At 64.3% G+C, this 15,658-nt stretch carries 10 protein-coding genes and 1 other RNA gene; 8 read left to right on the forward strand and 3 right to left on the reverse strand.

Going from position 1 to position 15,658, the window contains the following annotated elements; genetic code table 11:
• Nucleotides 1-89: 89 nt before the first annotated feature.
• Nucleotides 90-188, forward strand: an RNA gene (gene ffs / locus PI87_RS28335) — signal recognition particle sRNA small type.
• Nucleotides 189-241: 53 nt separating this feature from the next.
• Here ffs and PI87_RS02415 read toward each other — a convergent pair.
• Together PI87_RS02415 and PI87_RS02420 are read right to left on the reverse strand one after the other, a co-directional pair.
• Complete coding sequence (locus PI87_RS02415; protein ID WP_039596072.1) at nucleotides 242-3,754, reverse strand: UvrD-helicase domain-containing protein; 3,513 nt, start codon at nucleotides 3,752-3,754, stop codon at nucleotides 242-244.
• A complete protein-coding gene (locus PI87_RS02420) occupies nucleotides 3,751-6,594 on the reverse strand; it encodes a PD-(D/E)XK nuclease family protein (protein ID WP_039596073.1) in 2,844 nt (947 codons plus the stop codon). The genes PI87_RS02415 and PI87_RS02420 overlap by 4 nt, the downstream gene beginning before the upstream one ends.
• 202 nt (nucleotides 6,595-6,796) lie before the next feature.
• Between PI87_RS02420 and trxA the strand changes: the two genes are divergently transcribed.
• The 3 genes from trxA to PI87_RS02435 all read left to right on the forward strand — a co-directional run bounded on the left by trxA (nucleotide 6,797) and on the right by PI87_RS02435 (nucleotide 10,238).
• On the forward strand, nucleotides 6,797-7,123 hold the full coding sequence (trxA, locus tag PI87_RS02425) for a thioredoxin TrxA (RefSeq protein ID WP_004626253.1): 327 nt from the start codon (nucleotides 6,797-6,799) through the stop codon (nucleotides 7,121-7,123).
• A gap of 191 nt (nucleotides 7,124-7,314) precedes the next feature.
• Nucleotides 7,315-8,577, forward strand: coding sequence for a transcription termination factor Rho (rho, locus tag PI87_RS02430; protein WP_039596074.1), 1,263 nt, complete (start codon nucleotides 7,315-7,317; stop codon nucleotides 8,575-8,577).
• Nucleotides 8,578-8,858: 281 nt separating this feature from the next.
• Nucleotides 8,859-10,238 (forward strand): sigma-54 dependent transcriptional regulator, encoded by a 1,380-nt coding sequence (locus tag PI87_RS02435; protein WP_039596075.1) that lies wholly within the window; start codon nucleotides 8,859-8,861, stop codon nucleotides 10,236-10,238.
• A 133-nt stretch (nucleotides 10,239-10,371) separates the two neighbouring features.
• Here PI87_RS02435 and PI87_RS27975 read toward each other — a convergent pair whose 3' ends face one another.
• Nucleotides 10,372-11,253, reverse strand: coding sequence for a hypothetical protein (locus PI87_RS27975; RefSeq protein ID WP_157003048.1), 882 nt, complete (start codon nucleotides 11,251-11,253; stop codon nucleotides 10,372-10,374).
• 377 nt (nucleotides 11,254-11,630) lie between these two features.
• Here PI87_RS27975 and PI87_RS02445 point away from each other — a divergent pair, with 377 nt between their 5' ends.
• From PI87_RS02445 to PI87_RS02460, 4 genes are all read left to right on the forward strand, one after another.
• Nucleotides 11,631-12,299: a LuxR C-terminal-related transcriptional regulator gene (locus PI87_RS02445; protein ID WP_039596076.1), complete on the forward strand. Its 669-nt coding sequence runs from the start codon at nucleotides 11,631-11,633 to the stop codon at nucleotides 12,297-12,299.
• A 40-nt stretch (nucleotides 12,300-12,339) separates the two neighbouring features.
• Nucleotides 12,340-13,206, forward strand: coding sequence for a zinc-dependent peptidase (locus PI87_RS02450; protein WP_039596077.1), 867 nt, complete (start codon nucleotides 12,340-12,342; stop codon nucleotides 13,204-13,206).
• Between the two features lie 214 nt (nucleotides 13,207-13,420).
• Nucleotides 13,421-13,681, forward strand: a complete 261-nt coding sequence (locus PI87_RS02455; RefSeq protein ID WP_021194158.1) for a type B 50S ribosomal protein L31 — start codon at nucleotides 13,421-13,423, stop codon at nucleotides 13,679-13,681.
• Between the two features lie 172 nt (nucleotides 13,682-13,853).
• The gene (locus tag PI87_RS02460) at nucleotides 13,854-15,644 is read left to right on the forward strand and encodes an ArnT family glycosyltransferase (RefSeq protein ID WP_039596078.1); all 1,791 of its coding nucleotides are present in this window, start codon (nucleotides 13,854-13,856) and stop codon (nucleotides 15,642-15,644) included.
• Nucleotides 15,645-15,658 lie beyond the last annotated feature (14 nt).

Raw genomic sequence — 15,658 nt, forward strand, 5'->3', positions numbered from 1 at the left:
TGCTTTCCGAGGGTTCGAACAGGATGCGCGCCGAGTGAATTGCAAGGATATTCAGGTGGGGATGCGCGAGTCGGTTACAATGCCGGTCGGACGGGCCTCCTCGCATGGTGGCGCGGTCAACCTGGTCAGGTCGGGAACGAAGCAGCCACAGCCGTTTTCCGCCAGTGCCGAGGGTCAGGCTCGTCCCCCTTCTCATCTCCCTTCCGCATTCCCCTCCCCCTTTTTTGTCATATCGCCCGCGTCAGAACAGCGCGCCTTGGCTGTCGTCATGTGACGTCTGTACTGGCTTGGGGAGCGATTCCAGATCGATCCACTCGCCCTGCGCGGTTGCGACACCGGCACGCACTGTGCGGCCTGGATACATCGGCGTGACGGCAGCTACGTAGCCGCGCAACTGGTCAGCGTAGGCTGCACGCTCGACCGGCAAGAGACGTAACTTGTAGTCCACCACCAGGATGTCGTCGCCGCGCTCGATCAGGCGATCGATGCGCAGCAGTGCGCCGTCAGGGCTAAACAGCTCGATCTCGTTGTGGGCCGCGTCGAAGCGCGCGGGGTCGAACACGTGCATCAGTGCGTCAGCGGACAGCATGCGGCGCACGGCTTCGGCGGCGCGGGCGGCATCGGCTTCCGTTACACCGGTTGCGCCGAACCAGCGCACGATGGTTGCAGTGTCCGGCGCCTGTTCAGGCATGCCGCGGCGCGTCAGACGCTCCAGTACAGCATGCAGCAGTTCGCCCTGTGCGACGGCGCCCTGATCGAAAACAGGATCGGCGGCACCTTCCGCCTGTGCAATGGCGCTACCGACACGCACCGCCACCGTGAGCGGCGCGCGGAAGTCGTGATACGAGACAACGTCGGCCTCAGCCGCAAGGACATCCGCGTTGGCCGCGGCCTCAAGCATTGGCGCAGGCGTGGCCACGCCTGCCGTCGCCAACAAGGTGTACCAGCTTGCGGTGCCATCCACGTCCGGCACATCGCCTTCATCAGTCGCCTGGGCGGCTGACGCGTCGCGCTTGTTGGCCACGCCGGAAACAATCAGCGCCTGCCGTGCGCGCGTCATTGCCACGTACAGCAGGTTCCAGTTCTCGCGCTCGGCAAGGTCGTCTTCCTGCTTGAACAGCGGGTCGCGTGCACGGCCACGTTCCGCCGTCTTGCCGAAGGCAGAGAAATGCGTGGGCGCTGGAGCGCCGGGCGGCCAGTCGATCAGAATGCCGGCGCTGTCGGCACGCGTATCGCTGTGGTGCGTGTCGAGCAGCACCACGAACGGCGCTTCCAGCCCCTTCGATGCATGCACGGTCAGGATCTGCGCGGCATCGAGTCCTTCGCTTGCGAGTTCAGCGTCGATAGCGTCTGGCGCGTCCGCGGCATCGCTCTGCACGCCCTCGTCGGGGCTTTCGTCTTCATCACCCTGGCGGATGGCGCGCAGTTCGGCCATGAACTTGGGCAGACTCGGATAGCGGCCACCATCCAGATCGAGGGCGAGCTTGAGGAATGCATCGAGGTTGGCGAGCACCTGTTCGCGATTGGCAGCGGGTGCGCATTCAGCGTAGCGGCGCTTGAGTTCGCCGGTGTACACGATGTGGTCGAGCAGGTCGTGCACGGGCAGCGTGGGCGCCACGGCCAGCCAGCGTGACAGCATGCGATGTGCCTGGCGCAATGTCGGGGCCGTCTCGGCTTGCTGTGCCAGCGCAGTCAGGCGTTCCCACCACGGGCCGTCGGCGGACTGCGCAAGCTGGATCAAATCATTGTCAGTTGCCGCAAAGATCGGGCTGCGCAGCACGTGCGCGAGCGAGAGATCCGCCTGCGGCGTCATCAGGAAATCGAGCAGTGCGCACAAGTCCAGCGCTTCGAGCGTCGCCAGCAGACCGCCTCTGCGGGGGCTCAGGTACGGCACACCGCCATCGCGCAGCGCGCGCTCGTAGTCGGCGAGATAGCGCTTGCGGCGGACGAGCAGTTGGAAATCGCTCCAGCGCACAGGGCGTTGGACGCCGTTCTCGCGGATACGCTCTCCGGCATGCAACGCGCGCAGGCACGCGGCGACTTGGCGGCCCTCTTCATAGCGCTGCGAATCGCCAGCTTCTTCGCGTGGCTCGGTGAGCGTGTCGCGCGGCGTGGTCTCATCGACCTCCGCAGCTTCGGGCACAGGCACTAGCGGCAACAGCAATGCCTGCCCAATAGGCGCACCAACAGCGGTGCTTTGCTCCGCATAAATCGGATAGTCGTTGCGCGCACGCGCCTGCAGGAACACCGCGTTCACCCACTCCAGCACAGCTGGCGCATTGCGGCGTGTCCGGTTGGTCCGCAGCACGGTGGCGTTGAAGTCCGCAACGAGCATCTCGCGCGCCGCCTCAAACAAGCGCGCATCAGCACGGCGGAATCGATAGATCGACTGCTTCGGATCGCCCACCAGAAACACGCTCGGCTGCGTACCGGTGCCCGCATAGCCTGCGAGCCAGCCTCGCAGGATGCGCCACTGCATCGGGTTCGTATCCTGAAACTCATCGAGCAACAAATGCTTGTAGCGCGCGTCGAGCCGCACCTGCAGGTAGGCCGCCGTGTCTTCATCCTGCATCAGGCGGGCGGCTTCCCATTCCAGATCGGTGAAGTCCATTGCGCGCGCCTGGCGCTTATAGGCCTGATAGCGATCGATGAGCGCATCGCCGAGGGTGAACAGCGCCGCGTTGACGGCGCGCACGTGCATCTCCTGGCGACGCGCCTGATAAACGGTCAGTGCCTCACATACCGTGGCGTGCAGGGCAACCAAGGTTTGCGCCTGATCATCGCCGATGGCCTTGATGAGCGCCTTGGTCGGCTTGCAGGCGCGTGCCTTGCCGGCTTGCGTGTGGAACGCGCTGAACAAGCCGTCGAAAGCCTGCGCACGGGCAGAGTCATTCGACACATCGATCGAACGCGCAGACGTGACTGCCATTTCAATCTGCGTCGCGCGCTTGCCCTCGGTGGCGCCGCCCTGCCCCAACCAGCCGGATAGGCGCAGCATATTGGCCAGCAGGGCTTGGTCTTGCAGCGCCTCGATCAGCGGATCGGTATGCGCATCGTCGCCAAGCACGTCATCAAGCGGGCGCAACGGATGCTCGCCGGCCTGCGCCTTGTACGCCCACCAATCGCTGCGCTGATGGAACATGGCATCAAGCAAGCGGCCCGCCTGGAAATCGCCGACCAGGTCTGCAAGCGCCTCGTACACAGCGCGCAGCTCGGCCTGATCTTCTGCAAGCAGGCCACGCCAGAACGGCGCCCAGGCTTCGCGGCGCAACCGCCCAGCATCTTCACGCAGCGACGCCCCTTGCGGCACGCCAGACGACAGCGGAGCCCCGCGCAGCAACGAACCAAACCAACCGTGGAACGTATCGATCGCCATGCGCTGCGGCGATTCCAACACCCGTGCATACAACCCGCGAGCTGTCTCGATCAACACTGAGGCATCGCGCTCGTCGACTGTGCGGGCGATCAGCTCATGCACCACGCCTTCGTCATCCGCGCTCGCCAGTTGCGCAAGGATGTCCAGCAAGCGCTGCCGCATCTCTTCGGCGGCCTTGCGCGTGAAGGTGATGGCGAGGATGTCAGACGGCGCCGCGCCGGCCAGCAGCAAGCGCAGCATGCGGGTGACCAGCAGCCACGTCTTGCCGCTGCCCGCGCAGGCCTCCACCACCACCGAACGCAGCGGGTCACACGCGGCGCGCGAGAAATCCTCGGGGGAGACGGGAGCGCTATCCCGCTCGTAGGCGTGATCGCTCATGCTTCGCTCCCCGGCTCGCGTTGTGCACCCTTGGTCCAATAGCCCTTGCGGCACAGGCCACGCGCGGCGCAGTAGCGGCATGCCGATTCATCGCCAAACGCCGGCAGCGGCGCGCCGGCGGCCAAGGCGGTCATGTCCTTCTCCATCTGTTCGAGCAGCCAGTCGACCACCTGCGTGAAATCCGGCAGAACAACGTCGCGCTTGTCTCCGCGCGCCTCGCCGTCGAGCGAGACCCAACCGCCCGCATCAGCACGTGCATCAAGCACACCGTAGAACGGCAACTGGCAATCCTCGAACGGTGTCTTGGCGCGGCGCGCCAGCACCATGGATGATTGCGTCTTGTAGTCCAACACCGCCACGCCGTGCTCGCGATGCACATCGATGCGGTCAATACGGCCTCGCAGGCGCAGCGGACGTTCATTCGGCAACGTGATCGAGGTATCGACATCGACCTCGCCCGACTCAAAGTGCCAGCCCTCGGCCTCGCGCGCGGCCTGCCACGCCAGATACGACGGCATCACGCCTTGCCAGCGGCGATAGAAGCGCAGCGCGTTGCCATCCTCCGCCAGCATCGGACCGAACTGCTCATCGGTGATGGCCCGTAGCAACGCCAATCGATCCGCCGGATCGTGCATTGGCGTATCGAGCAGGTGCCGATGAAAGCGGTGCAGGATCGCGTGCAGGACCTCGCCGATGTCGCGCTTCTCCAGTTCGTCGGACACCTCCTCCAACTCGCCCAACCGCAGCATGCGGCCGACGAAGAACTGGTACGGACAACGGCGCAGGCTGTTGTAGGCAGCGGCACTGAGCGTGGACGGCACCAGCGCGGGGGCTGCTGGTGCAGGCATGTCGGTCGGCTGACTGCGGGTCTGCAGGTTTGGCAGAACGACCGGCATATCGATACGCACGCCGGCCACGGCCAGCCGCCGCTGCAGGCGCTCGAGCCAACCCGAAAGGCGATTGGGTTCACCACGCCCGCCGTGCCGCTGCCAAGTCAGCACGACTTCAGGCTGATTGAGCAGCACCTCCGCCAAATCCCGCGCCTGCTGAGCGAAACGCTGCGCGCGGTCCGGCAACCCCAGCTCGCGGCGCACGTCGTTCGAGAAGAACAGCCATTCCGGCTGCGCAGACGGCAACTGCGCATCATCGCAACCGACCACCACCACACCGTCGAAACGCCGCATGCGCGCACCGTTCAGCGGCAGGATGACGACGCGCCGATCCGCCGGCGGCGCTGGTTCGCTGAAGACAGCCGATTCGAGGAGCATCGACAGCAATGCGCGCCATTCCGTCAGTGAGAAGCGCGCGCTCGCATCGGTACTGCCGTGCACGGACACCCGCAGTCGGTCGACCCAGTCGAGCAACTGCCGACCCGCATCATCGTTCTGCAGGCCAGTGCGCATGTGCAGGCGATCCAGCGTGCCGACCAGCAGCGTGACCCACGCCTCCAGCGTAGCGTTGCCGGCGCGGCGCCATAGCGCGGCTTCGTCGGCCAGCAGGCCAAGGCGGTCTGACAGGCGGCTGACTTGCGGCTCACCGTCAGCTTCCTCAGCAGGACGATCCGCCACCAGCCGACGCAGCCGGCCCCATCCGCCTGATACGTTGTGCCTGCGGATGCGGCGCTCCAGCTCGGCAATCCACGCAGGCGTCGCGGTGCCGGCATCTGCATCGCGCAAACAGAATGGACTCTTGATGAGATCGAGCAGCGCGGCGGTATCGCCGTCGCCCTGCACCACGTCCACCCAGCGCATGAGCGCCGCGGCGGCGCGGGTCGTGGAAAGCTTCCAGCCGGTTTCATCGCGCACGGGCACATTCACGCGCGCCAGCAGTGCCCGCACGCGCCGCGCAACGATGCGGTCCTGCGCCACCAGCGCCAGCGAACGCCGCCCCGCATTCAACCAATCGACCAGCGTGTGCGCGGCAAAGGCCGCCTCATCCTCAAAACGCGCCGCACCGGCGATGTGCAGGACCGGCGCTGGAAGCGCGGCGTCGGAATCCTCGTGCGCAGCCTGCGCCGGCGTGGCGCACTCCGGCCAGGCATGCAGCAGCAGATCGCGGAAATCCGCATGCGTGGCCGGGCTGGCGCCAGACGCCACTTCCGGCGCGTTCCAGTCGTAGCCGATAGTCAGCACCGGTACGTGTTCGGCTGCACGTTGAAGGAAATCGAGATCAACGGCTTCAGGGTCGGTCGGGCTCATCCAGACAATCGGCCCGCGCAGTTCACCGAGCAGACGCCGCATGGCATGCAGCCGCACCGGAATCGGGTCAGCCGCGCCCGACAGCAACCGCCAGAACGTCAGCACGATGCGCGACTCCGTGCCGAGAAAGCGCTCGGACAGCTGCGCGTAGGTGCGCTCCAGCGCCTCGGCCAACGCAGCTTCCAGCGCGTCGGGGCGCTCTTGCGCATCACTGTCAGCCGCATCCAGCGTGAGCCATCGCTGCGACAGCTCGTCCGACACTGTGACCATTACCTGCGCCACGCCCCATAACGCCGCATCGTCCTGCGCACCGAGCGCTTCGCGCAGCCATGCTTGTGTCTTGAGCGCTTGCTGTACAGCCAGCAGCCGCGAGAGCGTCGTGCGCGCCGCCGGCAAACCCGGCTCGGGCGGCAGATCGAGCAGCCAGTGGCCCAGCGTCAGAATGCGCGGCAGCAGGCGTGGCGTGCCACACGCCTGGGCGCTGGCATGCAGGGCGCTGCGCACACCCGGGATCTGTGCGGCAGTCGGTACAACAACGGTGCCGGTGCCGGACGACTGCGCATGCGCGTCCAGAAAGCGCCACGTCGCATCAGCGGCACGGGAGAGAAATGCTGGGCCGGGCGCAAAGGCAAGCGTCTGCATGCGGCGAGGGAAATGGGCGATGAACTGCGGCCGTGGCTATCAGCGTGATAGCAACAATCAACGGTTGAAAATGGGGGCGCCGGTACTATATCAGCAGCATCCGCACTGGCAGTGGCCGTAATGCACGCCGGCACGCGTAATCGTGTAATGTATGGGTTCGGCGCACGTCGCCAGCTTTTACGAAATAACAGAGGTTCCCGCCATGAGCGAACAGATCAAGTATGTGAGCGACGCGTCCTTCGAGGCCGATGTGCTCAAGTCCGACAAACCCGTGCTCGTCGATTTCTGGGCTGAATGGTGCGGTCCGTGCAAGATGATCGCCCCGATCCTGGACGAAGTCTCCAAGGACTACGGCGAGAAGGTGCAGATCGCCAAGATCAACGTTGATGAGAACCAGGGTGTGCCGGCCAAGTTCGGCATTCGCGGCATCCCGACGCTGATCCTGTTCAAGAACGGCGCTGTGGCCGCCCAGAAGGTGGGCGCCCTGTCCAAGTCGCAACTGACCGCGTTCCTGGATAGCCACCTGTAAGTCGATATTCGACCGCGGCGCGGAGTGCATCCCGCCGCAAAAGCACGCGCTGGCAATCTTCCGCCTGGAAGCCCGCCAGCGTTGTGCTAAGATTGCATCGAATCTGTTTCCCCGAGCGTTCGCTCGACCTTTTCCCCCTCCCCCCGTTTCTCGTTTCGCTGCCCGTTCGGGCCCTTCCCATTCTTTCGTCTATGCATCTGACAGAACTGAAATCCCTGCACGTGTCCCAATTGCTGGAAATGGCGGGACAGCTGGAGATTGATAACGCCCAGCGCATGCGCAAACAGGAATTGATGTTTGCCATCCTGAAAAAGAAGGCGAAACAGGGGGAAACGATTTTCGGCGACGGCACGCTGGAAGTGCTGCCCGACGGCTTCGGTTTTCTGCGCTCGCCGGAAACCTCGTATCTGGCGAGCACCGACGACATCTACATCAGCCCGTCGCAGATTCGCCGCTTCAACCTGCACACCGGCGACACGATTGAAGGCGAAGTCCGCACGCCCAAGGACGGCGAGCGCTACTTCGCACTGGTGAAGGTCGACAAGGTCAACGCGCAGCCTCCTGAAGCGGTCAAGAACCGCATCATGTTCGAGAACCTGACGCCGCTGCATCCGAACAAGCCGCTCACGCTCGAACGCGACATCAAGGCCGAAGAGAACATCACCGGCCGCATCATCGACATGATTGCCCCGATCGGCCGCGGCCAGCGCGCGCTGCTGGTGGCGTCACCCAAGTCGGGTAAGACCGTGATGCTGCAGCATATTGCGCACGCCATCGCGACCAACCACCCGGAAGCCGAGCTGTTCGTGCTGCTGATCGACGAGCGCCCGGAAGAAGTGACCGAAATGCAGCGCACCGTGCGCGGCGAAGTGGTGGCATCGACGTTCGATGAACCCGCCGTGCGTCACGTGCAGGTGGCCGAAATGGTCATCGAAAAGGCCAAGCGCCTGGTCGAGTTGAAGAAGGACGTGGTGATCGTGCTGGATTCGATCACGCGTCTGGCCCGTGCTTACAACACCGTGGTGCCGACCTCGGGCAAGGTGCTGACCGGTGGTGTTGACGCCAACGCGTTGCAACGCCCGAAGCGCTTCTTCGGTGCCGCGCGTAACCTGGAAGAAGGTGGTTCGCTGACCATCATCGGCACGGCGCTGATCGAAACCGGCAGCCGCATGGACGACGTGATCTACGAAGAGTTCAAGGGCACCGGCAACATGGAAGTGCACCTGGAACGCCGCTTGGCCGAGAAGCGTGTCTACCCCGCCATCAACCTGAACAAGTCGGGCACACGCCGCGAAGAACTGCTGATCAAGCCGGACATCCTGCAGAAGGTCTGGATCCTGCGTAAGTTCATCCACGACATGGACGAAGTCGAAGCGATGGAATTCCTGCTCGACAAGCTCAAGTCGACCAAGAACAACGCCGAGTTCTTCGACATGATGCGACGCGGCGGCTAAGTCTCTCCAGACTCCCCTCCGTACGTACAGAGAAGCGCACCCGAAACGGTGCGCTTTTTTATTGCCGCATCAACCGCTTGATTTTCGAGCGAGTGTGTCCGGCACCTTTGTGAAACTCGCTAGTTCATTTGCATTACAAGCCGCGCGCGCAACCGTTTGCTTCCCTCGTCCTTAAACGTCATCGCAAAAGAGAAACACGGCAACCATACTGCAAACCTGCCTGGGCCGAGCCGCTTGATCCAGAGCAGGAGGGAATCACCAAAAATCGAACGGGGGAAACCATGCGCGAAGAGTCGCTGGAATGTACTGGTGCGTGCCGAACCGTCGTTGTCGCGTCACGTGCAGGGATGGGGGAGATCGACGAAACAATCCTGGGAGCAGACTGGCACGTGCGGCGTGTAACGTCGATGCGCGAGCTTGGCTGCGCCATTCGTGACGGTGTGCCCAAGGCCGGGTTGATCGATTTCAGCAGTGCCTTTTCTGCCGCCGAACTGGATCTGCTTGAACGCTGCATGCAGGTGTCGCATGTAGGCTGGGTGGCCGCACTGCCGCCCGCCATGCTGACCCATGAGCGCGTGCGCCAGCTCGTGCGCGACTACTGCGTCGACTACGTGCAGATGCCGCTGCGCACCGAAGAAACCGCCTATTCCCTGCGCCATGCATGGGGCATGGCATCCCTTGCCCAGGAAGTCGCACCGATCCCCAAGGTCAGCAACGCCCGCATGCTGGGGGAATGCCCGTCCATGCACAACCTGTTCCGCGCCATCCGCAAGGTTGCGCAGAACAGCGCACCGGCCTTCATTGCCGGCGAATCAGGCACCGGCAAGGAGCTGACCGCTCAGGCCATCCACGAAGCCTCTGCCCGCGCGAGCGGCCCGTTCATCGCGATCAACTGCGGTGCGATCCCGCCGCACCTGATCCAGTCCGAGCTGTTCGGCTATGAGAAAGGCGCCTTCACCGGCGCGCACCAGCGTCATATCGGCTGGGTCGAGCATGCCAACGGCGGCACGCTGTTCCTCGATGAAATCGGTGACCTGCCGCTGGAAAGCCAGGTGAGCCTGCTGCGCTTCCTGCAGCAAGGCACCATCACGCGGCTGGGCGGGCATCAGGCGATTCCGCTGGACATCCGCATCATCTCGGCCACGCACGTGGACCTGGAAGCCGCCCAGCACCACGGCGGGTTCCGCACCGACCTCTTTCACCGGCTGTGCGTGCTGACGTTGTCGGTACCGCCGCTGCGCGAGCGTGGCAGCGACATCGTGCTACTGGCCGAACACATCCTCGCGCAGCACGCCAGCGAGGCCTCGCACCGCATCCGCGGCTTCACGCCCTGCGCGCTGCACGCGATGATGCATTACCCGTGGCCGGGCAACGTGCGCGAGCTGATCAATCGCGTACGCCGCGCGCTGGTGATGACGGACAACCGCAAGATCTCCGCCGCAGACCTCCACCTGGAGGGCTACGCGTCCGTATCGGGCCAGACGCTGGAAGAAGCGCGCGAGGGCGCTGAATCGGACGCCATCCGCACGGCCATCGCCCGCAACGGCTTCCACATGGGCATGACGGCGCGCGAGCTGGCGGTCTCCCGCGTGACGCTGTACCGGCTGATGCAGAAGCACGGCATCCGCGCGGAACATCCGTTGCATCCGGCCTCTGCCTGACTCCATCGCTTGGTCCTCCCCACAGCGTCGGGGCGTCGCCTGCGTGCTGCGTCCCGATTGTTCTTGGGCGTCCATTCGGTTCAATACAGTCCTGGTCACCGTATGAGCGGTGGCGCCAGGGCTGCGAAAGCAGTCAAATTGGCTTGCATGACGATCTCCCGTTCCTGAATTGCCGGTATAAAAAAGTGCCCGCCGGGGGACGGAGCACGAAAGCGTTGGACGTGACATTCCCCGTCCGTGCCACCGCGTCCGGCAATGCGAAGCCGGCGGGTGGTTCAATCTGGTGAAGCTGCCTGGATGCAATGGACGTCTGGCGCCGACGCGCACGTTGCGACAACGCGACGCTTGCAACGCACATTGACCGCGCGTTGGGCCACGCCGGCCGATTCATGGCGGCACATCGACTCGTGTACCAAGCGGCTGCGCCGTCACAGACGGTCTCAAATTGAGCGCTACGCACCCGCGCTGCAGCCGCGCCGATCAAGGTTGAGGCAAGCCGCAGATGGCTTAACAATGCGGCTTTCAACACTGTCCCCAAATCTGGGGGCGACATCCCTATGTGGTTGCTTTCTGCGACCGCGCCAGCAATCGCCGGCACGTCCAGCCTGCACACATTGTGGAGAGTGGCCAGATGGGCGCTCAGCATGGCGCCGGCCGACCACCCACCCCCCACTTCCGAGGGGATTGCGCCCGCCCCCCTGGGCGATGGATTGTTAAGCCACGCATGCGACGTACTCAGTTCGCCGTCGGAGAGCACCGACATGACAGAAGCGATGGAAAGATCGAATGCGCGGGTGGGATAAAGACCGAGCGCGATTCGCACCGGCAACGTATCGGTGGGAACGCCTCGATAGGCGATACGCGGCGCGAATGCGCGCTGCCTGATGATGTCGCCGTCTTCTGCGAGCGCCGGCACCATGACGACCATGGCCGCATGACTCGCGACCATTCCGGTCATATCGATCGTCCACCAGAACGGCAAACGTCGAGCACGGCGCTGCATGGACATTGGCATGGCTCGCCCCTCCCCGAATGGCGGTGGAGCGACATCCGTGCCAAGACGATTAAAGCCTTGTTTTTACGGGATATTCAGCACATGGAAGACGGATCGCTCCGGTTTGGCGCGCGTTTTTGTGTCTTGGCCGAAACAGCCACCGCCACAAAACCGGGCCAGAGGGCCGAACGGCTTCCCACGCGTGAGTTGTGCGCCCTGGCAAACACTGGTCTACAGTAGCCAGAACGCGTCAACGAGAGTCCCGAGGCATGGCCGTGGCGTCTGTTATTTTCGTGATACGCCACTAAAATGATTCGGAACGGGGGTCTGCTCCGGCCTGTTTCTCGCTTGGGGCGACGAAGGATGTTCGCAAGATCGGTAACAGGTCGAGAACAACGATGAACACTGTTTTGATCGAAGCCCATCCGTTGGTGCGTACGGGCATTGCGCACCTGCTGCGGACGCTCAAGGGCGTCACCGGCGTCACCGTCGTCGAACCGGACGACGGCATGTTTGACGCCATCGAAGCCAATGCCGACGCGGGCCTGCTGGTGATCGGCCTGCCGCTCCCGCATCTGGACGAGCTCTCTGCCATCGGCGAGATCATGCATCGGCCGCACGCGCGCCACGTGGTCGTGCTGGCCGAGTCCGAATCCTCCGACATCATCCGAACGCTCATGCAGATGGGCTTGTCGGGCTATACGCTCAAGCATTCGCCGGGCGAGGTCATCGCGGCGTCGCTGGAGCTGGTGCTCGTGGGCGGGCAGTACATCCCGGCCAGCGCCCTGCTGCCGGAGTCGCGCCTGGACGGCGCCCCCAACCCCGCGCTTGCCGGCGATCCGCAGACCGACCCCAAGCTGCTCGGCATCACGCCGCGCCAGTATGAGATCCTGGTTTTGCTGTCGCGCGGACACCCGGTCAAGACCATCAGCCGCATGCTGAACATCTCCGAGGCCACAGCCAAGGCGCATATCAGCACGCTGTACCGCCGTCTGAAGGTGCGTAGCCGCACCGAGGCCGTGTACGTGGCCAATCAGCGCGGCGCGCGGCTGCTCTCCGTGGCCTGATCCCAACTGGAACGGCAGCACGCGCCGATATACTGGGCGCATGCTTTCATCCGTCTTCCGCTGGTTCTCCGGCCGCGCACGTTCGCGGCGTCTGGCGCGCTACGCTATCTCCGACACGCATTGGTCGCGCGCGCTTGCCGGCCTGCCCTTTCTTCTGGATTGGCCCGAGGCCGACCTCGCGCGCTTGCGTGAAACGGCCACGCTCTTCATCGCCGAAAAGGAATTCACCACTGCCCACGACCTGCCGCTCACCGACGAGATGGTGATCAGCATCGCCGTGCAGGCTAGCGTGCCGATTCTGGAGTTGGGCGTTACGTGGTATCGCGGCTGGCGCGGCGTGGTCATCTACCCCGGCGAGTTCGTCATCCGCAAAGAGGTGATGGACGAGGACGGCGTCGTGCACAACGTGCGTGAAGAAGCTGCCGGCGAGGCCTGGGAGCACGGACCAGTCATCCTCTCGTGGCAAGACATCGAGCTGGGCGGCGCCCAGGCCGAGCCCGGCGCGCAGCCCTACAACGTGGTCATGCACGAGTTCGCACACAAGCTCGACATGCTCAACGGCGAGTCGGACGGCATCCCGGCGTTCTCCTCGCACCTGCATGCCGGCATCGACCGCGAGCAATGGGCCGACGATCTCTACGCTGAATACGATGCCTTTGCGAATCGCTGCGAGCAGATCCCGGAATACCGCTGGGATGCCGATCCGATCCTCGCGCTGCTCGATCCGTACGGCGCGCAGCATCCGGCGGAGTTCTTCGCCGTGGCGTCAGAAGTGTTCTTTGTTGAGCCGGCTGCGCTGCTCGATACGCTGCCAGCGCTGTATGCACTGCTGCAGGCGTTCTACCTGCAAGACCCGGCGCAACGTACGCTACATGCCATGCAGCTTCAGACAGAACGTCCGTCGTGACATCCCCGCCACAAAAATGCGACTGATGTACCACTTTCCGATGTTTGCCGGCCACGGAATTTGCGGCCAGCGCGTTGCCCAAGCCCTTGTTTCTCTGGCATAATCACCGTTTCTCCACCCGGCAAGTGACTCGACGGCTGGTCGCACGGTGCGGTTTCTCACCAGAGCACCTGAAGCGCGTCTCGAGTTGGCTACCTCAACACCAGGGCCCATCATGAAAGAAGGCATTCACCCGAATTACCGCGAAGTCGTGTTCCAGGACATGTCCAGCGACTTCAAGTTCGTCACCCGCTCGACGATCCAAACCAAGGAAACGATCACGCTGGACGGCAAGGAATACCCGCTAGCCAAGATCGAAGTCTCGTCCGAATCGCACCCGTTCTACACGGGCCAGCAAAAGGTTCTGGACACGGCCGGCCGCGTCGAAAAGTTCCGCAACAAGTTCGGCAGCAAGATCGGCAAGGCTGCCAAGTAATACCGGCGCCGGAGACGGCTCACCACATGGCCCGTCTCACTGGTCAGAAAAAGGCAGCTCCGGCTGCCTTTTTTGTTTCTCGGCACAATGGCAGACCTCTCACCTGCCGCCGTTCTTTACGATCTGCACGCCAACGTGCAACTGTGACCGGGTCCGCCCGGTCTGACACCCGATGAACACCACACGCGTCTCGCGCATCCGCCTGACTGCCGCCGCCACCCGTGAGTTGCCGCGCTGGCTGCTGCTCGCCATCTGCGTGATCTACGGCCTGTCGGGCCTGTTCTCGCGCGACCCGTGGAAGAACGAAGACGCCGCCGGCTTCGGCGCAATGTGGACGCTGGCCACTGGTAACGCGCAAGACTGGCTGATGCCGAACATCGTCGGCCGCCCGGTCGTGCAAGCCGGCCCGCTGGTGTTCTGGATCGGCGGTGCATTCATCCGCGTGTTCGGCCAATGGTTTGGCCCGTCAGATGCATCGCGCCTGGCGACTGCTCTCTTCTTCTTCGTCACCTGCGCCTGCATCTGGTACGGCGCGTACCTGCTCGGCCGCCGCGCCGAAGTCCAGCCTTTCGAATTCGTCTTCGGCGGACAACCGAACTCGCGCGACTATGGCCGTACGCTGGCCGACGGCGCACTGCTGATCTTCCTCGCCTGCGTGGGCCTGGCGCAGCGCGGCCATGAAACGACGCCGCTGGTCGGCTCGCTGTGCTTTGTCGCGGTGACGGTGTACGGGCTGATCCGCGCGCTGGACAAGCCAGTCCAAGGCAGCCTCACTTACGGCATCGGCGTTGGGTGCCTGGCGCTCGCGGGTGGGCCGATCCTGCCGCTGGGCATCACCGTTGCCGTACTCGCCACCGCGCGGGCCACACGCGTACTGCCGCTGCGCCCGCTGCTGACCGTGGCGCTACCCGCCTCACTGGCGCTCGGCTGCTCGTGGCCAGCCATGGCTTACCTGCTCGCCAGCAATCCGGACGATGTCGTTACCTTTGTTCGCGAGTGGGCACGCTTCGACCGCCACCAGTACGCCGGCCCAACCACCCATTCGCTTGGCTACATTGCGCGCAACCTGCCCCTGTTTGCCTGGCCGGTATGGCCGCTGGCCGCGTGGGCCTGGAAAAGCTGGGGTGGCATGCGCACCGCCCCGCACATCACGCTGCCGCTGGCGGTGCTGGTACCGCAGTTGTTCCTGCTGCTGATGCAACAGCAGCCAGGCGACGACGGCTTCCTGCTGCTGATCCCGCCGATGGCCGTGTTAGCGACGTTTGCCCTGCCCACGCTCAAGCGGGGCGCCATCAGTGCAATCGATTGGTTTGCGCTGCTGGCCTTCACCGTTCTGGGCGGTACGGTGTGGTTGCTGTGGATCGCGAAGATGACGGGCTTTCCGCCGCAACTCGCACGCAACGTATACCGCATCGTGCCGGGCTATCGCCCCGAGTTCAGCTGGACGGCGCTGGCCTGCGCGCTCCTGGTAACGGCAGCATGGGTGCTCATCGTCGTGTGGCGCACGTCGCGCGCACCCAAGGCCATCTGGCGCGCGGTGGTGATCTCGGCCGCCGGCACCACGCTGATGTGGGTGCTGATGATGACGCTGTGGCTGCCTACCATCAACTACGCCAAGACCTATCGCGACGTCGCGCAGTCGGCCGCGCTGGCGCTGCCGAGCACCTACACGTGCGTGCAGCCGATTCGCATGGGCGATGCCCAACTCGCCTCGTTCGCCTACTTCGGCCACATCCGCTTCGGCAGCCCCGAAGACAACTGCGACATCCTGCTGCGCCACGACCCGTATGACTACGGCGCGCCTTCGCGCGTCTCGAACTACGAATGGCGCCTGATCTGGGAGGGCCGCCGCCCCGCTGACCGCGACGAGCACTTCCGCATGTACCGCTTGACGGAAGCCGCCGCCGCCACGCATCCGCCGCCAACTCCGTCCACCTCACGCCGGCGCAAGCTGCGCCAGTAACACCGGCAGCGCCC

The organism is Ralstonia sp. A12, assembly GCF_000801955.1.
Classification (GTDB): Bacteria; Pseudomonadota; Gammaproteobacteria; order Burkholderiales; family Burkholderiaceae; genus Ralstonia.

Coding starts and splice junctions, on each gene's coding strand:
- PI87_RS02435 (WP_039596075.1), top strand. CDS start 8,859: ATGCGCGAAGAGTCGCTGGAATGTACTGGTGCGTGCCGAACCGTCGTT.
- PI87_RS02415 (WP_039596072.1), bottom strand. CDS start 3,754: ATGAGCGATCACGCCTACGAGCGGGATAGCGCTCCCGTCTCCCCCGAG.
- PI87_RS02460 (WP_039596078.1), top strand. CDS start 13,854: ATGAACACCACACGCGTCTCGCGCATCCGCCTGACTGCCGCCGCCACC.
- PI87_RS02445 (WP_039596076.1), top strand. CDS start 11,631: ATGAACACTGTTTTGATCGAAGCCCATCCGTTGGTGCGTACGGGCATT.
- PI87_RS02455 (WP_021194158.1), top strand. CDS start 13,421: ATGAAAGAAGGCATTCACCCGAATTACCGCGAAGTCGTGTTCCAGGAC.
- PI87_RS02420 (WP_039596073.1), bottom strand. CDS start 6,594: ATGCAGACGCTTGCCTTTGCGCCCGGCCCAGCATTTCTCTCCCGTGCC.
- trxA (WP_004626253.1), top strand. CDS start 6,797: ATGAGCGAACAGATCAAGTATGTGAGCGACGCGTCCTTCGAGGCCGAT.
- PI87_RS27975 (WP_157003048.1), bottom strand. CDS start 11,253: ATGCCAATGTCCATGCAGCGCCGTGCTCGACGTTTGCCGTTCTGGTGG.
- PI87_RS02450 (WP_039596077.1), top strand. CDS start 12,340: ATGCTTTCATCCGTCTTCCGCTGGTTCTCCGGCCGCGCACGTTCGCGG.
- rho (WP_039596074.1), top strand. CDS start 7,315: ATGCATCTGACAGAACTGAAATCCCTGCACGTGTCCCAATTGCTGGAA.